Raw genomic sequence first — 19,641 nt, 5'->3', positions numbered from 1 at the left:
CACGGCCCCGCGCAGATGCATCTCGTCGGGCACCCAGCAGTCGCCGGTGGGCACGGCCGGTGGCAGCATCGATCCATGAGCGGTAACGACGAGAGGCCCGTCCAGCCCGACCTCCCGGATCCCCGGCTCGAGGCCGAGACGGCCGCCGCAGCGGGGCGGATCCCGCGCGACCACGCCTTCTTCGGGCACCCGATCGGGCTGATGACCCTGTTCACCACCGAGCTGTGGGAACGGTTCAGCTACTACGGGATGCGGGCCATCCTCCTCTTCTACCTGACGGACTCCATCGCGAACGGTGGCCTCGCGCTCGACGAGGTCACGGGACTCGCCCTGGTCTCGATCTACGGCACGGGCGTGTACCTGCTGTCGGTCGTCGGCGGCTGGCTCGCGGACCGGGTCATCGGCTCGCGGCGCTCGGTCCTGTACGGCGGCATCGTCATCGCGGCGGGGCACGTCTCGCTGACGATCCCGGGGGCCGGCTTCTCGATGCTGGGCATCGCGCTCGTCGCGCTCGGCACCGGTCTGCTCAAGCCCAACGTGTCGTCCATGGTGGGCGAGCTGTACGCGCGCAACGACCCGCGCCGCGACTCGGCCTTCTCGATCTTCTACATGGGCATCAACCTGGGCTCGCTCGTCTCCCCGATCATCGTCGGGTTCGTGAACCGGCAGTGGGGGTACCACGCGGGCTTCGCGGTCGCTGCGGTCGGCATGGCCATCGCCCTCGTGTTCTTCGTCGCGGGGCGCAAGTACCTGGGCGGCGCGGGCGACTCGGTGCCGAACCCGATCCACCCCGAGGAGTACCCCAAGCTCGTGCGGATCGGGCTCGTCATCCTCGCGGGGCTCGTCGTCGCGACGCTCGTCGCGTGGGCGGTCTCGGGGGCGTTCGGGATCTCGACGTTCATCGACACGCTGTCCTACGTCGCGTTCGCGGCCCCCATCGCCTACTTCATCGTGATGTTCCGCTCGCCCAAGGTCACGGCCCCCGAACGCTCGCGCCTCACCGCCTACATCCCGCTGTTCGTCGCCGCGATGCTGTTCTTCATGATCTTCGAGCAGGCGGCCACGACGCTCTCGAGCTTCGCGAAGAACCGCACCGAGCTCTCGTTCTTCGGCGTCCCGATCGAGCCGGCCTTCTTCCAGTCCGTGAACCCGTTCTCGATCGTGGTCCTGGCGCCGGTGTTCGCGTGGATCTGGGTCAAGACCAAGGACCGTCCGCCGACGGCCGTGAAGTTCGCGATGGGCCTGACCCTGGCGGCGCTGTCGTTCGTGTGGCTCGCGGGAGCGTCGGCGATCTTCGCCGACGAGAAGGCGCCCGCGTGGGTGCTCGTGTCCGTGTACGTCATCCAGACGCTCGGCGAGCTGTGCCTGTCGCCCGTGGGGCTCGCCGCGACGACCCTGCTCGCCCCCCGGGCCTTCCGGAGCCAGGCCATGGCGCTGTGGTTCCTCGCGCCGGCTGCGGGGCAGGCCATCACGGCCCAGATCGTGCAGGTGACCGAGGGCGCCTCGGACACCGCGTACTTCGGTGCCGTGGGCGGCATCACCATGGTGTTCGCGCTGATCCTGTTCGCGATCGCCCCGTGGGTCACGCGCCACATCCGCCACGCGGACGAGCAGGAGGAGGCTGCGGCGGTCGCGTGACGCTCGCCCTGCGGCGACGCACGCGTCCCGACGACGCAGCGCGCCCGGGTGCACCGACGCACCCGGGCGCGCTCCGCCGTCGGGCAGGGGCTCAGCGCATCCAGGCCGGCACGCCCACTCGCGCCGCGACCCGGCCCAGGCCGAACGTCTCGCCCGCGCGGGTCGCAGCCACGACGATCACGACGAGAGCCGTCACGACGTGGTCGTCGACGACCGGGTTGTTCGAGCCCGCGGCCACGGGCCACGTCGTGACCCACAGCAGCGCCATGAGGAGCGTGCCCGAGACCGCGGCGATCCGCGTCCCCACACCCAGCAGCAGGGCGAGACCGGTCAGACCCATACCCAGCATGAAGAGCCAGTCGGTGGCCGGGCCCGCCATCTCGACGAAGGGCCCGGACAGCGGGCCCTCGAGCGAGGACAGGTAGCCCGTGGTCGGCGAGCCGCCGTTGAGCCAGGCCCGCTCGGACGGCGTCGCGTAGCCCAGGCCCAGCGTCTTGTCGAGCACGGGCCACAGGAAGACGAACGAGATCGCGACGCGCAGGACCGCGAGGGCACCGCGCGCGGCGGGGCTCGTCACGACGCGCTCGTCCCCGGCGCGTGCTGCCGAGGTGGTCGTCAGGGCGTCGGTGTCGGACGGGTCGGGGTCGGTCGCGGTGGAGCGGGCGCTCCGGTTCGTCGCGGCGGTGGCCTGGCTCATGTGGTCGGGTCTCCCTGGTCGATGGGGCTGTTCCGGTGGGGCGCGGGGCGCCGGAGGCACCGGGGTCGCCGGAGGATGGTGAGGAGGTCTGGCTGCGAGGGCCGCGGTCCGGCACGACCGTCGGAGCGACGGCACGCGACGGCGGGTGGACGGCGTGCGGTGCACTACCGGGGCAGCCCTGCCAACCTCCCACCCGGGTGAAGTCGGCTGCAACCTTTTGGGCAGATTGACGGGTTTTCCCGTATGGGTGGTGCTACGTAGGGGGATCGCACATCCCGGTCCCGGTGGGAGCGCTGCCCCTCCGTGGACCACGAGCCGGACGACCGACGACGTCTCCCCGACGCGGGCGTAGTGTGTCCGGGCGGTCACCTCCCAGGCCGCAGCACCACGTGAAGGAGCTGAACCGCCATGAGTCGCCCCCTGCGCTCTCGGACGTCCACCCACGGCCGCAACATGTCCGGTGCCCGCGCGCTCTGGCGCGCCACCGGCATGGGCTCGGAGGACTTCGGCAAGCCGATCATCGCGATCGCGAACTCGTACACGCAGTTCGTACCCGGCCACGTCCACCTCAAGGACATGGGCGACCTCGTCGCGTCGGCGATCCGCGAGGCCGGCGGCGTCTCCAAGGAGTTCAACACCATCGCGGTCGACGACGGCATCGCGATGGGCCACGCGGGCATGCTCTACTCGCTGCCCAGCCGCGACCTCATCGCCGACTCGGTCGAGTACATGGTCAACGCGCACTGCGCCGACGCGCTCGTGTGCATCTCCAACTGCGACAAGATCACGCCCGGCATGCTCAACGCCGCGCTGCGCCTCAACATCCCGGTCATCTTCGTCTCGGGCGGCCCCATGGAGGCAGGCAAGGCCGTCGTGGCCGACGGCATCGTCAAGACCCCCCTCAACCTCGTCAACGCGATCAACTACGCCGCCGACGACAACGTGAGCGACGCGGCCCTCGCCCAGGTCGAGGAGAACGCCTGCCCGACGTGCGGCTCGTGCTCGGGCATGTTCACCGCCAACTCGATGAACTGCCTGACCGAGGCCCTGGGGCTCTCGCTGCCCGGCAACGGCTCGACGCTCGCGACGCACTCCGCACGCCGTGAGCTGTTCCTCGAGGCCGGCCGCACCATCGTCGACCTCGCGCGCCGCTACTACGACGACGAGGACGACTCGGCCGCGCCGCGCAGCATCGCGACCAAGGCCGCTTTCGCCAACGCCATGACGCTCGACGTCGCCATGGGCGGCTCGACCAACACGGTCCTGCACATCCTCGCCGCCGCCCAGGAGGGCGAGGTCGACTTCGACCTGACCGACATCGAGCGCATCAGCCGCCAGGTCCCGTGCCTGTCCAAGGTCGCGCCCAACCACCCGAGCTTCCACATGGAGGACGTCCACCGCGCGGGCGGCATCCCGGCCCTGCTGGGCGAGCTCGACCGTGCCGGGCTCCTGGACCACGACGTGACCTCGGTGCACACCCCGACCCTGCGCGCGTGGCTCGACGACTGGGACATCCGTGGTGGCCAGGCCACCGAACGGGCCGTCGAGCTGTTCCACGCGGCCCCCGGCGGGGTGCGCACGACGCAGGCGTTCTCCACGTCGAACCGGTGGGAGACCCTCGACACCGACGCCGAGAACGGGTGCATCCGCGACCTCGCCAACGCCTACACGGTCGAGGGTGGCCTGGCCGTGCTGCGCGGCAACCTCGCCGAGGACGGCGCGGTCTTCAAGACCGCGGGCGTCGACCCCGACGTGTTCCACTTCGTCGGCACGGCGCTGGTCTGCGAGTCGCAGGACGAGGCCGTCGAGAAGATCCTCACCAAGCAGGTCCAGCCCGGCCACGTCGTCGTCGTGCGGTACGAGGGTCCCGCAGGCGGACCCGGGATGCAGGAGATGCTCTACCCGACCTCGTTCATCAAGGGCCGCGGCCTCGGCAAGGTGACCGCGCTCATCACCGACGGGCGGTTCTCCGGTGGTTCGAGCGGCATCTCGGTGGGGCACGTGTCTCCCGAGGCCGCGGCCGGCGGCGTGATCGGCCTGGTCGAGGACGGCGACGAGATCGAGATCGACGTCGACACGCGCCTCATCCGCCTCAACGTCGCCGACGAAGTCCTCGCCGAGCGCCGCGCCAAGATGGAGGCGCGCGAGAACCCGTGGCAGCCGGTCGACCGCGACCGCTACGTGTCCCCGGCGCTCCAGGCCTACGCCGCGATGGCGACCTCGGCGGACCGCGGGGCCGTGCGCGACGTGTCGCTCCTCAAGCGGCGCTGACCCGACCCCGGTAGGACGACGGGCCCGCACCCCTGCTGGGTGCGGGCCCGTCGTCGTGCGCGGGGCGGTGCGGGCCGGGGCGGACCCGAGGCGCGCGGTCAGGGCCGGACGCGCGTCAGCACTGTTCCTCGGACTGCTCCGTGACGACCCACGTGGCCCCCGACGGCGCCATGACTGCCGTGCCTTGTGGCCCGCCGCCCCCCCGTGAGGAGATACTCGGGTATGGCCAGCGACGACATCGACATCAAGCCCCGTTCCCGCACCGTGACCGACGGCATCGAGGCCACGGCCTCGCGCGGCATGCTCCGCGCCGTCGGCATGGGAGACGAGGACTGGGTCAAGCCCCAGATCGGCATCGCGAGCTCGTGGAACGAGATCACGCCGTGCAACCTGTCGCTCGACCGGCTCGCGCAGGGAGCCAAGGAAGGTGTGCACGCGGGCGGCGGGTACCCGCTGCAGTTCGGCACCATCTCGGTGTCCGACGGCATCTCGATGGGTCACGAGGGCATGCACTTCTCGCTCGTGTCGCGCGACGTCATCGCGGACTCGGTCGAGACCGTCATGCAGGCCGAGCGTCTCGACGGGTCGGTGCTGCTCGCCGGGTGCGACAAGTCGCTCCCGGGCATGCTCATGGCAGCCGCCCGCCTCGACCTCGCGAGCGTGTTCCTCTACGCGGGCTCGATCATGCCGGGCTGGGTCAAGCTCTCCGACGGCACCGAGAAGGACGTCACGCTCATCGACGCGTTCGAGGCCGTCGGTGCGTGCTCGCGCGGGCTCATGAGCCGGGAGGACCTCGACCGCATCGAGCGCGCGATCTGCCCGGGCGAGGGCGCGTGCGGGGGCATGTACACCGCGAACACCATGGCGTCGGTCGCCGAGGCCATGGGCATGTCGCTCCCCGGCTCAGCCGCCCCGCCCTCGGCGGACCGCCGCCGCGACAACTTCGCGCACCGCTCGGGCGAGGCCGTCGTCGAGCTGCTGCGCCGCGGCATCACGGCGCGCGACATCATGACCAAGAAGGCGTTCGAGAACGCGATCGCGGTCGTCATGGCGTTCGGTGGCTCGACCAACGCGGTGCTCCACCTGCTCGCGATCGCGCACGAGGCCGAGGTCGAGCTGACCCTCGCCGACTTCGACCGGGTCGCCGCGAAGGTCCCGCACCTGGGTGACCTCAAGCCCTTCGGCCGGTACGTCATGAACGACGTCGACCGCATCGGCGGCGTGCCCGTGGTGATGAAGGCGCTGCTCGACGCGGGGCTGATCCACGGCGACGCGCTCACGGTCACGGGACGGACGGTGAGTGAGAACCTCGCGGACCTGGCGCCCCCCGACCCCGACGGCAAGATCCTGCGGGCCCTCGACAACCCCATCCACCGCACGGGAGGCATCACGATCCTCGGTGGCTCGCTCGCGCCCGAGGGAGCCGTGGTCAAGTCGGCCGGCTTCGACTCCGACGTGTTCGAGGGCACGGCCCGCGTGTTCGAGCGCGAGCGTGCGGCGCTCGACGCCCTCGAGGACGGGACCATCACGGACGGCGACGTCGTCGTCATCCGGTACGAGGGGCCCAAGGGAGGGCCGGGCATGCGCGAGATGCTCGCGATCACGGGAGCCATCAAGGGCGCGGGGCTCGGCAAGACCGTGCTGCTCCTGACCGACGGCCGCTTCTCGGGCGGGACGACCGGGCTGTGCGTGGGGCACGTGGCCCCCGAGGCCGTCGACGCCGGGCCCATCGCGTTCGTGCGCGACGGCGACCGTATCCGCCTCGACGTCGCCCGCAAGACGCTCGACCTGCTGGTCGACCCGGCCGAGCTCGAGGCCCGCAAGGACGGGTGGGAGCCCCTCGCCCCGACGTTCACGCGGGGAGTGCTCGCCAAGTACGCCAAGCTCGTCCAGTCGGCCTCGCGCGGGGCGATCCTCGAGTAGGGCGCTGCGCGCGGTCGAGCACGGGGTGGGGGCCGCTCTGCCGGTCGGAACGACCGCGACCCCGTGCTCGGCCCCCGCGGTCGCGAGTGCTGGCGGCGTGGTCCGGGCTGCGGGATAGTGGACGAGGAACGCCCACCGTCCGCGCCGAACCGCACCGGAGCAGCAGCCATGAGCGACGCGATCACCGCCCGACAGTTCCACGACAGCGACGGGGTGGAGGACTGGCGCGTCGTCCTGGGCACCGCGCAGACCCGCTTCCGCACGGGTTCGTTCACGGCCGGGGTCGAGCTCGTCGACGCGATCGGCGAGCTGGCCGAGGGCATGAACCACCACCCCGACGTCGACCTGCGCTACGCGACCGTCACGGTGCGGGTCTCCTCGCACGACGTGGGCGGGCTGAGCCGGCGCGACGTGACCCTGGCCCGCCGGATCTCCCTCGTGGCCAAGGAGCTCGAGCACCCGGCCGAGACCGACGGGCTGCTCGAGGTCGAGATCGCGGTCGACGCCCTCGACCGGCCCGCCGTCCGGCCGTTCTGGCGCGCGGTGCTCGGCTACGCCGAGGCGCCGCCCGAGGACGAGGGCCTGGGCCTCACGGACCCTGCGGGGTACGGCCCGCCGGTCTGGTTCCAGCAGATGGATGCGCCGCGCCCCCAGCGCAACCGTATCCACCTCGACGTCTCCGTCCCGCACGACCAGGCCGAAGCCCGTGTCACGGCGGCCATCGCGGCGGGCGGCCACCTCGTCTCCGACTCCCGGGCACCGGCCTTCTGGGTGCTCGCGGACGTCGAGGGCAACGAGGCCTGCATCTGCACGTGGCAGGCGCGCGACTGAGCCCGTGACCGGCAAGGTCTCACGACCGAGCAACCTGTCGGACGAGGGTGACGCCGAGGCCGCGCTCGTGCCGACACGCTGCGGGGCCTCAGGCGCGCGCCACGACCAGCGTCCGGTAGCCCGGGATCAGCACCCCGCGCTGCGCGCTGCGCGACACGACCCGCAGCGGTGCGCCGTCGTCCCAGAGCGTGTGCAGGAGCGCGCTGATCTCCGCGCGGGCCAGCGCCGCCCCGAGGCACAGGTGACGCCCCGCACCGAACCAGAGCTGACGGCTCTCGCGGACGTAGGGACGGTCGGCACGGAACGGTCCGGCACCGATGTTCGCGCTCCACACGAGCATCATGATGCGCTCGCCCTCGGCGAGGTGGCGACCTGCGACCTCGACGTCGGCCGCGACTCCCCGGCCGATGACCGAGGCGGGGCTCGTGACACGCAGCCCCTCGCGTACGGCGTTCTCGACGGCGTCGGGCTCGCCCGGGGCGCGGACCTCTCCCGCCGCCGTCCGGTCGGCGTCCGCGCGCATCCGGTCCAGCAGGCGGTGCTGCTCGCCCGTGTCGACGAGCAGGGCGGTCGTCCGTGCCATGGCGGAGGCCGAGGTCTCCGTGCCCGCGACCATGAGGAGGCACGCGAGCCCCGTCGTCTCCTCGAGGCCGAGCCCCAGCTCCCGGCAGCGGCCGAGCAGAGTGTCGGCGGGCGCGTCGCGCCAGCCCGCCGGGACGCCTCGGGTGAGCTCGGCGACGATCTCGCGGGCCGCGGCGACCTGGGCGGGGGACAGGTGCGTCGACCCTGCGCTCCCCAGGGCGATCGTCGCGAGACGCTCGCCGGTCTCGAAGACCGCCAGGGCGTCGTCGTCGGCGGGCCAGGTACCTGGCGCCCGCCGAGACCCTCGTGACGGGTCGCCGTCGTCGCTGACGTCCGGCCCCGGCACGCCCAGGAGCGAGATCATCATGCGGCCCACGAGCACTCGCGCCAGGCGGGCGACGTCGACCGTCCCGCCCGACCGCAGCGCCTCACGGGCCGTGGCGAGAGGACCGGACCACGCGCCCTCGACGAGCTCGGCCGAGCTGCCCTCGGTGAACAGCTCGCGCGACCGCGAGCGCAGGTCGTGGTGCCCCGGGCCGTCGAACAGGTCGAGCACCCAGTCGCCCAGGATCTGCGCCCACAGGTGCCCGACCCCGCCCTCGCCCACGATCGTGAACGACCGGTGGTCGCCCAGGACGGTGCGGGCGACCACGGGGTCGGCCGTGACCCAGCCCAGGCCGGGTACCTTGCGCAGGGGTGGTCCGGGCAGGCGACGCGAGAGATGGCCGCCGAGCAGCACGGCGGCCATGCCGGGGCGGGCGCGGCGCAGGAGGTCCACCTCGTGGCGGGTCGTGGGGAGCACGACGGACAGTCTGGCGCATCCGGCGGCCGGTCGTGGTCGTCCGGGGTCGTCCTGTGGACGAGGACGGACGAGGGCGGACGACGGCGTGAGGACGGACGGGCACCGACTCTCACCCGTGGACAACCTCGGTGGGGCTCGAGTTCGTGGCTACGCTGTCGCGGGTGCCGATCATCGCCCGCCCTCCAGCGCACCCTTCGGGGACCCGCGCGACGCTCGCCCCGGTCCGGGGCCAGGCTCCTGCCGCCGTGATCGCGGGGGTGGGCGTCCACCTGCCCGAGCGCACCGTGCGGGTCGCCGACGCCGAGCGGGACCTGGCCCGCACGAGCGCTCCCGGTGCCGTGCCGCGCCTGCCCATGGTCTCGCGCCTGACCGGGGTCCAGCAGGTCCACGTCCTGCCCGACGACTGGAACGCCTCGGACCTCGCGGCCGCCGCCGCGGCCAAGCTCCTCGCCGCCCAGGGGCTCGACGCCCGGGACGTCGACCTGCTGATCTTCGCCTCGGCCAGCCAGGACATGGTCGAGCCGGCGACGAGCCACATCGTCGCGGCCAGGCTGGGCGTGCGCGCCCCGGTCATGGACGTCAAGAACGCGTGCAACTCGGTCCTCAACGCGATCGAGGTCGCCGAGGCGCTCGTCGCCACGGGCCGGTACGGGACGGTCCTCATCGCGTGCGGCGAGGCGCCGTCGCGCGCGGTCCGGTGGGACGTCCCGGACCGGGCGACGTACCTGCTGTCCGCGCCGGGCTACACCATGTCCGACGCCGGAGCGGCGGTCCTGGTGCGACGCGCCCCCCAGCCGGTGGTCGGCACGAGCGGCGACGGCGCGAGCGACGACGCGCCCCCGGCGGGAATCCTCGCGAGCGCGTTCGGCGCCGAGTCCACGCACTGGGACGTCGGCATGCTCCCGGGCGGGGGGACGGCCTTCCCCCGGGACCTCGACCGCACGTACTTCGAGATCGACGGGTCGCGGCTGCGCGACGCGTTCCTGGCGCTGGGGCCGGGCGTGATCCTGGAGGCGCTCGACCGCGCGGGACTGACGTGGGACGACGTGGCCCTGGTCGCGGTGCACCAGGTCGCGGTCGCGTACCTGGCGGACGTCCACGAGGCCCTGGGCCTGCCCGAGGGGCGCACGATCGTGACGGTCGCCGAGCACGGGAACGTCGCGTCGGCGACGCTGCCGCTCCAGCTCGCGACCGCGTGGCAGAGCGGTCGCGTGGGGCCGGGGGACGTGGTGCTGCTCGTCGGCCTGGCAGGCGGCATCAGCATCGGTGCCATGGCGGTGCGGCTGTGACCCCGGCGGGCCCCGCAGGGCCGGGTACGGCCCCCGGGCAGCGGACGCCGCCGCCCCCGGTCCGTCTCGCGGTCGTCGTCCCGGCCCTGAACGAGGCGCGCGAGCACGGCATCCTCGCGACGCTGCGTGCGCTGCGGGTCCAGGAGGACCGCGACTTCGACCTGGTCGTGGTGGACAACGGCTCGACCGACGGCACCCCGGACCTCGTGCGGGCGACCGTCGCGGACTGGGACGAGCCGCGCTGGCGGCTCGTGACCGAGGACCAGAAGGGCACGGGCGCCGCGGCGGACACGGGGATGCGCGCGGCGATCGCCGCGGGCGCGACCCACCTCGCGCGCACCGACGCGGACTGCGTGCCCCCGCCGGACTGGACGGTCCGCGTGAAGGAGGCGTTCGCCGTCGGGCACGACCTCGTGGCCGGGCGCATCGTCGCGCGCACCGACGACCTGCCGGTGTCCCGTGTGCGCCAGGCGATCCTGTCGGGGGCCGTGAGCATCGCGAGCACGTTCGGGAGGTTCCGCCCCGGCAACCAGGACCCGTCCTACCTGGGCCCGTACGTCATGGCCCCCGGGTGCAACATGGCGATCACCGCGGACCTGTACGAGCGTGCGGGCGGCTTCCCCCGCACCGCGATCGAGGACCTGCACGAGGACCGCGCCCTGGTCAACGCCGTACGTCGCCTGACGTCGGCATACGGGGCGCACCCCGAGGTCGTGGTGCGGGCCTCGACGCGGCGCGCGCACGCCTGGGGGCTCGTGCGGACCCTGGGCTGGTACGCCGACCACCGCTACAGGCCCGAGGTCGTGGACATCCGATGACGGTCACCCCGCCCCGAGCGCCGCGCGCCCGGCCGCACCCGGCCCCGGGCGGCGACGCCGTGCGCGACGCGCACCGCTGGGAGGAGCGCGTCCAGCGCGGTGCCCACCCGCTCGTCTACCCGGCGTTCCGCGCGCTCGCGCGGCGCGGCCCGGTCGTGCGGGTGCCAGGGCTCGGGGTCGTGGTGAACGACGCCGCGACGGCCCGCGAGGTCCTGCTCGACACCGAGCACTTCTCCAAGGTCGGCCCGGGGGCGCCGTCGGACCTGTGGACGCCCGTGCTGGGGCCGTCGGTCCTGCTCAACATGGAGGGCGAGGACCACGCGACGCTGCGGCGCGCGCTGTCGGGGCTGTTCACCCCGCGCTCGGTCGCGCAGCTCACCGCGACCGAGGCCGGGGCTTCGCTCGGGACGCTGGCCCCCCGCCTGCTCGAGGGCGAGACCGTGGACCTGGTGAGCGAGGTCGGGGCGCTCGCGGGCACGGTCATCTGCCGCATGACGGGGCTGCCCCCCACCGACGCGGCGGTGCGCGACGCCATGGTCGCGGCACAGTCCGTCGTGGGCCTCGTGAGACTGCACCGGCGCAGCCTCACGCCCTCCCAGGTGCGTCACGCCCGCGAGGTGCTCGGGGCCTTGAGCGAGCCGGCGCGTGCGGCGTACCGCGACGGCGACCCGACGACGGTCCCGGGGCGCATGCGCGGCCTCGGCCTGAGCGAGCGCGAGGCGCTGGGCGCTGTCGGGGCGTTCGTCATGACGGGCACCGAGACCATCCAGTCGTTCACGCCGCGCCTGGTCGCGCTCGCGGTCGACACCGGATGGGTTGATCGTCTGCTGCTCGCCGGACCCGACGACGCGCTGCGCGGGCGCGTGGTCGAGGAGGCGCTGCGCGTCACGGTCCCGACTCCCGCGATGCTCCGGTCCGTGCGCTCGGCGCACCGCGTGGGGGCTGTCCCGGTGCGGGCGGGGGAGCGGGTGGTCGTCGCGACCGTCACGTGCTGCCGGGCGGGCGGACCGTTCGACCCTGCCCGCGACGCCGACCCGGCGCTGCGCAACCTGTGGTTCGGCGCGGGTCCGCACTTCTGCCTGGGCATGCCGCTCGCGATGGCGCAGGTGGGTGCCGTCCTCGACGCGCTGCACCCGGTCGTGGCCGCGGGGCGCACGTTGCGGGTCGTGGGGCGGGAGGTCGCGCGGGGCGTCCTCATCCCGTCCTACCGGCGCCTGCGGGTCGCGGTCGACCACAGCCGCGGGACGGCCACGCGTCCCGGGCGGGACACGCGATGACCGGCCCGACGACGGAGCACCTGCTCGCGACCATCGGCCGCCACGCACGGGGAGCGCGCGGCGACGAGGTGGCGCTGCGCTGGTGGGCGCGCCCGCCGCGCGGTGCACGCCGGGGCACGGAGAGCGCGGTCCGGGCGACCGTGCCGCGGGCGGACCGCGAGACGCCCGACCGGGTCCGCGAGGAGGTCACGTACCGCGAGCTGTCCCGCCGCGTCGAGGCCACGGCCGACGCACTGCACCACGAGGGCGTGCGACCGGGGGACCGCGTGCTGTTCTCGGTGCGTCCCCGCCCCGAGGGGATCGTGCTGGTGCTCGCGGTCGTGCGGCTCGGAGCCGTGATCGTGTTCGTCGACCCGGGCTCGACGCCTGAGCTCTTCGCCGCGCGCGTCGCCGCCGCGCGGCCCCGCTGGGCCATGACCGAGTCGTTGCTCTACGCGATCTCGCGCGGTCCGCTGCGGCGCCTGGCCCGCTCGCGCGGCCTCCTGCTGCCCGACTACGCGAGCCTGCCGCTGCGGCACGTCCGGTCCGGCCCGTGGCTGCCCGGGGTGCCTCGTCGGTCGCTGTCGGCTCGCGCGCTCGCCTCGGGGGCCGACGGGGGCGCTGGGCAGACGGTCGGCCCGTCGCCCGTGACGGGTCTGCCGCTCGGCGCCGAGGCGCTCGTGGTCTTCACGTCGGGCACGACGTCGGACCCGAAGGCCGTCGTCCACTCCGCGGGCTCGCTCGGCGCGGGCTGTGCGCTGCTGGGCGGGGCCTTCGAGCTCGCGCCGGGCGACGTCGTGCACACCGACCAGATGCTCCTGGGCATCCCGGCCCTGCTCGCGGGCGGGACCTGGTCCATCCCGCCGGGAACCCCCGCGCAGGACGTCGTGGCGTTCGCCCGGCACGCGGCCGGGCAGGCCGGGACCTACCTCGTGCCGGCGGACCTCACGCTCCTGCTCGACGCCGTCGAGTCCGGCCGGGCTCCCGCGCAGGGCCCGCGGGTCGGGCTCGTCGGAGGCGCGCCCGTGACCCGGTCGATCCTCGACCGTGCCTGCCGGCTGCTGCCCGGCACGCGGTGGATCGGGGTCTACGGCATGACCGAGATCCTGCCCGTCGCGGTGGTCGAGGCGAGCGACAAGCTCGCGCACGCCGGGGACGGCGACCTGGTCGGGCGTCCGCTGCCGGGCGTCGAGGCCTGGGTCGACGCGTCGGCCGTGACGGCCGACTCTCTCGATCCCGCCGGCGACGCTCCCACGCCGGGCGGCCCCACGGTCGGCGAGCTCGTCCTGCGCGGGCCGTCCCTCATGACGGGGTACCTCGCCCACCTCGACGGCGGACGGACACCCGTGACCGAGCACCGCACGGGCGACCTCGCGCATCTCGACGACCAGGGTCGGATCGTGCTCGTGGGCCGCACGCGAGACATGATCATCCGCGGGACGGTCAACATCTACCCCGGTCTGTTCGAGCCGCGGCTCGCCGCGCTGCCCGGCGTCGGCGAGGCGGCTCTCGTGGGCGTCCTGCAGGAGGACGGCGACGAGAAGGTCGTGCTCGTCGTCACCTCGGACCACGCCGCCGCACGCGCCGGGACCCTCGCGCCGGGGGCGAGCGACGCCGTCGGGCAGGAGGGACCGGGAACGAGCGACCCGGTCCTGACCGACGACCACCCGCTGCTCGCAGGCGTCCGGTCCGCGCTGCCGGACGTGCTGGACCACGGCGCGCTCCCGGACCTCGTGCTGCACGCCGACCGTCTGCCGCTCGCGGGGCGCAGCCGCAAGCCCGACCGTGCGGCGCTCTCCCGCGCCGCCGCTCGCCACCTCGCGACGACCGGGGCGAGGACCGCATGAGCCGACGGATCGGGGTCACCGGGGCGTCGGGGTTCGTCGGGGGAGCGGTCGCCCGACGCGCGGTGGCCGACGGGCACCGGGTGTGGACCTTCTCGCGCCGCGACGCGCGCGTCCCGGGCGCCGAGCACCGGACGTGGGACCTCGCCGTCGGGCCGCTCGCCGAACCGCCCGCCCTGGACGTCGTCGTGCACGCGGGGGCCGCGGTCTCCGACTGGGCACGCCACGACGTCGCGTGGGCGACCAACGTCGAGGGCACGCGCGCCGTGCGGGACACGTTCCCGGCGGCGCGGTTCGTGCACGTGTCCTCGGGCAGCGTCTACGACCCGTACTCGCCCACGGTCCGCGGACTCGAGACCGAGGCACCCGTCCAGCGGTACCTCAACGCCTACGGCGCGACCAAGGCCGCCGCCGAGCGGGTCCTCGTCACCGACGCCCGCACGCCCGGGCGCGGACCCGTCGTCGTGCTGCGCCCCCACGCCGTGTACGGCCCGGGGGACACGACGCTCCTGCCGCGCATCGAGGGCGCGATCCGGGGCAGGCGGCTCGTGCTCGTCGGGGACGGGTCGGCGTTGCAGTCCCTCACGCACGTGGACACGCTCGTCGAGGCGGCGCTCGCGGCCGCGACGGTCGACCTGCCGCACGGTCGGCCCCTCGTGGTCAACGTCGCGGACGCCGAGCCCGTGGTCCTGGGCGAGGTCGTCGTCGAGCTCCTGCGCCGCAGGGGGCACGACGGCGTCACGCTCGCCGGGATCCCGGCCCGCCCCGCGTGGGTGCTCGCCGCGTGCGCCGAGGCGTTCGCGCGCTGGGCGCGGCGGCCCGAGCCGCCGCGCCTGACCCGGTACGCGATCAGCCACCTCGCGGCCGAGCGCACCTACGACCTGACGGTGCTGCGCGAGGTCCTGGGGGTCGAGCCCCGCGCGACGTCGCTCGCGGGGGCCGAGGACTGGTGACGTGCGGGCCGGTCGCCCCGTGCCGGGTCAGAGGGCGCCGAGCGCCTGACGGACGGCCTGCGAGAGCGCCTTGCCGTCGACGCGGCCGATCCCGGCCGCGGCGGCCGTGGCCGTCTTCATGACCGTGCCCATGTCCTTCATGGACGAGGCGCCGGTCGAGACGACCGCGGCGGCGACGAGCGCGTCGAGCTCGGCGGGCGTGAGGCTCGCGGGCAGGTACTTCTCGATGAAGTCGGCCTCGTGGGTCTCGTTGTCGGCGCGCTCGGTCGCGCCGGCGTCGGTGTAGATCTGCGCGCTCTCGCGACGCTTCTTGACCTCGGCGGCCAGGACGGTCTGCACCTCGGCGTCGGTCATCTCGCGCGCGGTCGAGCCGGACTTCTCCGCGGTGCGGACGGCGCCGATGACCTGGCGCAGGGTGTTCTTGGCGAACTCGTCGCGGGCCTTCATGGCGGTGGTGAGGTCGGCTGTCATTCGCTCGATCGTGGTGGTCATGGGTCCATGGTGCCTGGTCCCACGGCTCCGGCCCTACTGCATTGCCCGGCAGCACGGGGCAGGGACTCGGACAGCCCCCGTCCTCGGTGTCCTGCGCACCCGGCCGGACCACCGTCGTCGAGCCGGACGTCCCATTCCCTGAGACGTCCGGCTCGACGCATGACATCGCCGGATCGAGGGCGTAGTGTGCACAACGTGCAGACGATCCTTCTCGTAGTACTTCCTGAGCGCGCCGGCTGAGGCCAAGCAACCAGGTCTCGTCAGCGCGCTCACCCCTCGAAGAGCCCTCACCGGGTACGAGGGGTTTTTTCATGTCACGACCACGACCGTCATGACCACCCCCTCCGGGCACACCCCGCTCCGGAGCCGGTCACCGGACCGCACCACCCCGCGGCAGAACAGCACGGAGAGCACCAGAAGTACCAGCACCACCACGGTGAGCTCGATCCAGCCGGTGGCAGCCAGTCGCCACCGAGAAACAGGAGATACCGATGGTCCAGGGTCCCCACCCGGCCCCGCCGACGCCGAGCGCCCCCGCGCCCGCCGGCGAGGCCGTGGCGCCGAAGCCAGCCCCGTCCCCCGCGAGCCTCGCCGCCCGCCCCGAGAGCCGAGCACGCGCCTCGGTCACCGGCGAGCGCACCCCGAGCCTCGTCGTCGGGCCAGAGGAGGTGACGGGCGCGCAGTCGATCGTCCGCTCGCTCGAGGAAGCCGGTGTGGACGTCGTCTTCGGCATCCCCGGCGGTGCGATCCTGCCGACGTACGACCCGCTCATGGACTCCAAGAAGCTCCGCCACATCCTCGTGCGCCACGAGCAGGGTGGCGGCCACGCGGCCTCGGGCTACGCCCACGCGACCGGTCGCGTCGGCGTGACCATGGCGACGTCCGGCCCCGGCGCGACGAACCTCGTCACGCCCATCGCCGACGCCAACATGGACTCGATCCCGCTCGTGGCCATCACGGGCCAGGTCGGCGCGTCCCTCATCGGGACCGACGCCTTCCAGGAGGCGGACATCGTCGGCATCACCCTGCCGATCACCAAGCACAACTTCCTCGTCACCGACCCCGACGAGATCCCGCGCGTCATCGCCGAGGCCTTCCACATCGCCCAGACCGGGCGCCCCGGGCCCGTCCTCGTCGACATCGCCAAGTCCGCGATGCAGGCACGCACCACGTTCTCGTGGCCGCAGGAGCTGCAGCTGCCCGGCTACCACCCGGTGACCAAGCCGCACTCCAAGCAGATCCGCGAGGCCGCCCGCCTGCTCGCGACCGCCAAGCGCCCCGTGCTGTACGTGGGGGGCGGCGCGATCCGCGCGAACGCCTCGGCCGAGCTGCGCAAGCTCGTCGACCTGTCGGGCGCTCCCGCCGTGACCACGCTCATGGCCCGCGGTGCGCTGCCGGACTCGCACCCGCAGAACCTCGGCATGCCCGGCATGCACGGCACGGTCCCCGCGGTCGCCGCGCTCCAGAAGGCCGACCTCGTGGTGGCCCTCGGGGCCCGCTTCGACGACCGCGTCACGGGTACGCTCTCGAGCTTCGCGCCGCACGCCACGATCGTGCACGCCGACATCGACCCCGCCGAGATCGGCAAGAACCGCGAGGTCGACGTCCCGATCGTGGGCGACCTGCGCGAGGTCATCTCCGACCTGCTGCCCGAGCTCGAGCGCGAGCACGCCGCCAAGGGGCAGCCGGACCTCGGCGCCTGGTGGCGCCAGATCGACGACTGGCGCGAGACCTACCCCCTCGGCTACTCCGAGCCCGAGGACGGTCACCTCGCCCCGCAGCACGTCATCCAGCGCCTCGGCGAGATCTCCGGCCCCGACTCGATCTACGTCGCGGGCGTCGGCCAGCACCAGATGTGGGCCGCGCAGTTCATCCGCTACGAGCACCCCAAGACGTGGCTCAACTCGGGCGGCCTCGGCACCATGGGCTACTCGATCCCGGCCGCGATGGGCGCCAAGGTCGGCCAGCCCGACAAGACCGTCTGGGCGATCGACGGCGACGGCTGCTTCCAGATGACCAACCAGGAGCTCGCGACCTGCACGATCAACGAGATCCCCATCAAGGTCGCGCTGATCAACAACTCCTCGCTCGGCATGGTCCGCCAGTGGCAGACCCTGTTCTACGAGTCCCGCTACTCCAACACGGACCTGCACACGGGCCGCGGCACGCAGCGCGTGCCGGACTTCGTCAAGCTCGCCGACGCGTACGGGTGCGAGGGCATCCGGGTCGAGTCCAAGAGCGAGGTCGACGCCGCGATCAAGCGCGCCATGGAGATCGACGACCGGCCCGTCGTCGTCGACTTCAACGTGTCGCGCGACGCGATGGTGTGGCCCATGGTCGCCTCGGGCGTGAGCAACGACAACATCCAGTACGCACGCGGCATCTCGCCCGCGTGGGACCGCGAAGACTGAGACCGGGGAGAGCCGCAACCATGTCCCGACACACCCTCTCCGTGCTCGTGGAGAACAAGCCCGGCGTGCTCACGCGCGTCGCGGGCCTGTTCGCCCGCCGCGCGTTCAACATCCACTCGCTCGCCGTGGGGCCCACGGAGCACGAGGAGATCTCGCGCATCACCGTGGTCGTCGACGTCGACCAGAACCCGCTCGAGCAGGTCACCAAGCAGCTCAACAAGCTCGTCAACGTGATCAAGATCGTCGAGCTCGACCAGGCGTCCTCGGTCCAGCGCGAGCTCCTGCTCGTCAAGGTCCGCGCCGACGGCGCGAACCGCACGGGCGTCCTCGAGGTCGTCGAGCTGTTCCGCGCCAAGGTCGTCGACGTCGTCCCCGACGCCGTGACGATCGAGGCCACGGGCACCCCGGAGAAGCTGAGCGCCCTCCTGGGCGCGCTCGACCCCTACGGCGTCCGTGAGATCGTCAAGTCCGGCACCGTGGCCGTCGGCCGTGGCGCCCGCTCCATCACCGACCGGGCGCTCGACCGCGCTCACCGGTCCGCCTGACCCAGTCCATCCCGGTGGACACCCCCACGTCGCCCACCGACGTCGAACTATCGTGTTCGGCATCACCTCAAGAACCCAAGGAGTAACACCGTGGCAGAGCTCTTCTACGACGACGACGCCGACCTCTCGATCATCCAGCAGAAGAAGGTCGCGGTCGTCGGGTACGGCAGCCAGGGGCACGCGCACGCGCAGAACCTCCGCGACTCTGGCGTCCAGGTCGTCATCGCCCTCAAGGAAGGCTCCAAGTCGATCGCCAAGGCGACCGACGAGGGCTTCGAGGTCAAGACCGTCGCCGAGGCCGCCCAGTGGGCCGACCTCATCATGATCCTCGCGCCGGACCAGCACCAGCGCTCGATCTACAACGACGAGATCAAGCCGCACCTGGCCGCCGGCAAGACGCTCGCGTTCGCGCACGGCTTCAACATCCGCTTCGGCTACATCGAGGCCCCCGAGGGCGTCGACGTCATCCTCGTCGCCCCCAAGGCGCCGGGTCACACGGTGCGTCGCGAGTTCGTCGCGGGCCGCGGCATCCCCGACATCATCGCCGTCGAGAAGGACGCGTCGGGCCACGCGTGGGACATCGCGCTCTCGTACGCGAAGGCGATCGGCGGCACGCGCGCCGGCGTCATCAAGACGACGTTCACCGAGGAGACCGAGACGGACCTGTTCGGCGAGCAGGCCGTCCTGTGCGGTGGCGTGTCGCAGCTCGTCCAGTACGGTTTCGAGACCCTGACCGAGGCCGGCTACCAGCCGGAGATCGCCTACTTCGAGGTCCTGCACGAGCTCAAGCTCATCGTGGACCTCATGTGGGAGGGCGGCATCGCCAAGCAGCGCTGGTCGGTGTCCGACACCGCCGAGTACGGCGACTACGTCTCGGGCCCCCGCGTCATCGACCCGCGGGTCAAGGAGAACATGAAGGCCGTCCTCGGGGACATCCAGAACGGCGCGTTCGCGAAGCGCTTCATCGACGACCAGGACGCGGGCGCCCCCGAGTTCAAGGAGCTCCGCGCCAAGGGCGAGGCGCACCCGATCGAGGCCACGGGCCGCGAGCTGCGCGGGATGTTCGCGTGGGCGAAGTCGGGCGACGACGACTACACCGAGGGTTCTGTCGGTCGCTGACCCTCGCCGTTCGGCGGGTGAGTGACTCACCTTCGAGGCGGGCGGCACCTACCGCGCGATCTTCCGTCCGGCCTGGCGGCCTCCCGCCAGACCCGACCACGATCGCGAGGCAGGCGCCGCCCGCCTCTGTGCGTCCGGCTCGCCCGCGTGCTGCTCCGATGCCCGACGGC

Annotated in this window: 15 protein-coding genes; 12 read left to right on the top strand and 3 right to left on the bottom strand. The window is 73.1% G+C overall.

The features are described 5' to 3' along the window. The first annotated feature begins 75 nt into the window (after positions 1-75). Positions 76-1,638, top strand: a complete 1,563-nt coding sequence (locus JOD48_RS14265) for a peptide MFS transporter (RefSeq protein WP_191788720.1) — start codon at positions 76-78, stop codon at positions 1,636-1,638. Positions 1,639-1,729: 91 nt separating this feature from the next. Here the strand turns inward: JOD48_RS14265 and JOD48_RS14260 are convergent, their stop codons facing one another. Beyond that, the gene (locus JOD48_RS14260; protein ID WP_225226503.1) at positions 1,730-2,335 is read right to left on the bottom strand and encodes a DoxX family protein; all 606 of its coding nucleotides are present in this window, start codon (positions 2,333-2,335) and stop codon (positions 1,730-1,732) included. Positions 2,336-2,743: 408 nt separating this feature from the next. Here JOD48_RS14260 and ilvD (JOD48_RS14255) point away from each other — a divergent pair, with 408 nt between their 5' ends. The 3 genes from ilvD (JOD48_RS14255) (at position 2,744) to JOD48_RS14245 (ending at position 7,360) form a co-directional block, all read left to right on the top strand. Then, positions 2,744-4,606, top strand: a complete 1,863-nt coding sequence (ilvD, locus tag JOD48_RS14255; protein ID WP_204809594.1) for a dihydroxy-acid dehydratase — start codon at positions 2,744-2,746, stop codon at positions 4,604-4,606. 222 nt (positions 4,607-4,828) lie between these two features. Next, on the top strand, positions 4,829-6,529 hold the full coding sequence (gene ilvD, locus JOD48_RS14250) for a dihydroxy-acid dehydratase (RefSeq protein ID WP_204809593.1): 1,701 nt from the start codon (positions 4,829-4,831) through the stop codon (positions 6,527-6,529). A 168-nt stretch (positions 6,530-6,697) separates the two neighbouring features. Then, positions 6,698-7,360 carry a 4a-hydroxytetrahydrobiopterin dehydratase gene (locus tag JOD48_RS14245; protein ID WP_191788723.1) on the top strand — a complete coding sequence of 221 codons (663 nt, stop codon included), beginning with the start codon at positions 6,698-6,700 and terminating at the stop codon, positions 7,358-7,360. An 88-nt stretch (positions 7,361-7,448) separates the two neighbouring features. On the opposite strand, the gene JOD48_RS14240 is transcribed toward JOD48_RS14245, so the two are convergent. Continuing rightward, the gene (locus tag JOD48_RS14240) at positions 7,449-8,744 is read right to left on the bottom strand and encodes a cytochrome P450 (protein WP_307824165.1); all 1,296 of its coding nucleotides are present in this window, start codon (positions 8,742-8,744) and stop codon (positions 7,449-7,451) included. Between the two features lie 161 nt (positions 8,745-8,905). Between JOD48_RS14240 and JOD48_RS14235 the strand changes: the two genes are divergently transcribed. Genes JOD48_RS14235 through JOD48_RS14215 form a run of 5 tightly spaced genes read left to right on the top strand, consistent with a single transcriptional unit; the run spans position 8,906 to position 14,904 of the window. Continuing rightward, positions 8,906-10,033 (top strand): 3-oxoacyl-ACP synthase III family protein, encoded by a 1,128-nt coding sequence (locus JOD48_RS14235; protein WP_307824164.1) that lies wholly within the window; start codon positions 8,906-8,908, stop codon positions 10,031-10,033. Next, positions 10,030-10,851: a glycosyltransferase family 2 protein gene (locus tag JOD48_RS14230; protein WP_191788724.1), complete on the top strand. Its 822-nt coding sequence runs from the start codon at positions 10,030-10,032 to the stop codon at positions 10,849-10,851. The genes JOD48_RS14235 and JOD48_RS14230 overlap by 4 nt, the downstream gene beginning before the upstream one ends. Then, positions 10,848-12,128, top strand: coding sequence for a cytochrome P450 (locus tag JOD48_RS14225; RefSeq protein WP_204809592.1), 1,281 nt, complete (start codon positions 10,848-10,850; stop codon positions 12,126-12,128). Before JOD48_RS14230 ends, JOD48_RS14225 begins: the two co-directional genes overlap by 4 nt. Next, complete coding sequence (locus tag JOD48_RS14220) at positions 12,125-13,954, top strand: class I adenylate-forming enzyme family protein (protein ID WP_204809591.1); 1,830 nt, start codon at positions 12,125-12,127, stop codon at positions 13,952-13,954. Before JOD48_RS14225 ends, JOD48_RS14220 begins: the two co-directional genes overlap by 4 nt. Further along, positions 13,951-14,904: an NAD-dependent epimerase/dehydratase family protein gene (locus JOD48_RS14215; RefSeq protein WP_204809590.1), complete on the top strand. Its 954-nt coding sequence runs from the start codon at positions 13,951-13,953 to the stop codon at positions 14,902-14,904. Before JOD48_RS14220 ends, JOD48_RS14215 begins: the two co-directional genes overlap by 4 nt. A gap of 27 nt (positions 14,905-14,931) precedes the next feature. Here the strand turns inward: JOD48_RS14215 and JOD48_RS14210 are convergent, their stop codons facing one another. Further along, positions 14,932-15,396 carry a GatB/YqeY domain-containing protein gene (locus JOD48_RS14210; RefSeq protein WP_191788727.1) on the bottom strand — a complete coding sequence of 155 codons (465 nt, stop codon included), beginning with the start codon at positions 15,394-15,396 and terminating at the stop codon, positions 14,932-14,934. 491 nt (positions 15,397-15,887) lie between these two features. On the opposite strand from JOD48_RS14210, the gene JOD48_RS14205 reads away from it, so the two are divergent. The 3 genes from JOD48_RS14205 to ilvC all read left to right on the top strand — a co-directional run bounded on the left by JOD48_RS14205 (position 15,888) and on the right by ilvC (position 19,471). Beyond that, positions 15,888-17,807 (top strand): acetolactate synthase large subunit, encoded by a 1,920-nt coding sequence (locus JOD48_RS14205; protein ID WP_191788728.1) that lies wholly within the window; start codon positions 15,888-15,890, stop codon positions 17,805-17,807. 20 nt (positions 17,808-17,827) lie between these two features. Next, entirely contained in the window at positions 17,828-18,352 is a 525-nt protein-coding gene (ilvN, locus tag JOD48_RS14200; RefSeq protein ID WP_191788729.1) for an acetolactate synthase small subunit, read from the top strand. A 90-nt stretch (positions 18,353-18,442) separates the two neighbouring features. Continuing rightward, positions 18,443-19,471, top strand: coding sequence for a ketol-acid reductoisomerase (ilvC, locus tag JOD48_RS14195; protein ID WP_191788730.1), 1,029 nt, complete (start codon positions 18,443-18,445; stop codon positions 19,469-19,471). Positions 19,472-19,641 lie beyond the last annotated feature (170 nt).

This window comes from Oerskovia paurometabola (assembly GCF_016907365.1).
GTDB lineage: Bacteria > Actinomycetota > Actinomycetes > Actinomycetales > Cellulomonadaceae > Oerskovia > Oerskovia paurometabola.
The sequence above is the reverse complement of the archived record's forward strand: the minus strand, read 5'-3'. Positions and strand labels throughout refer to the sequence as shown.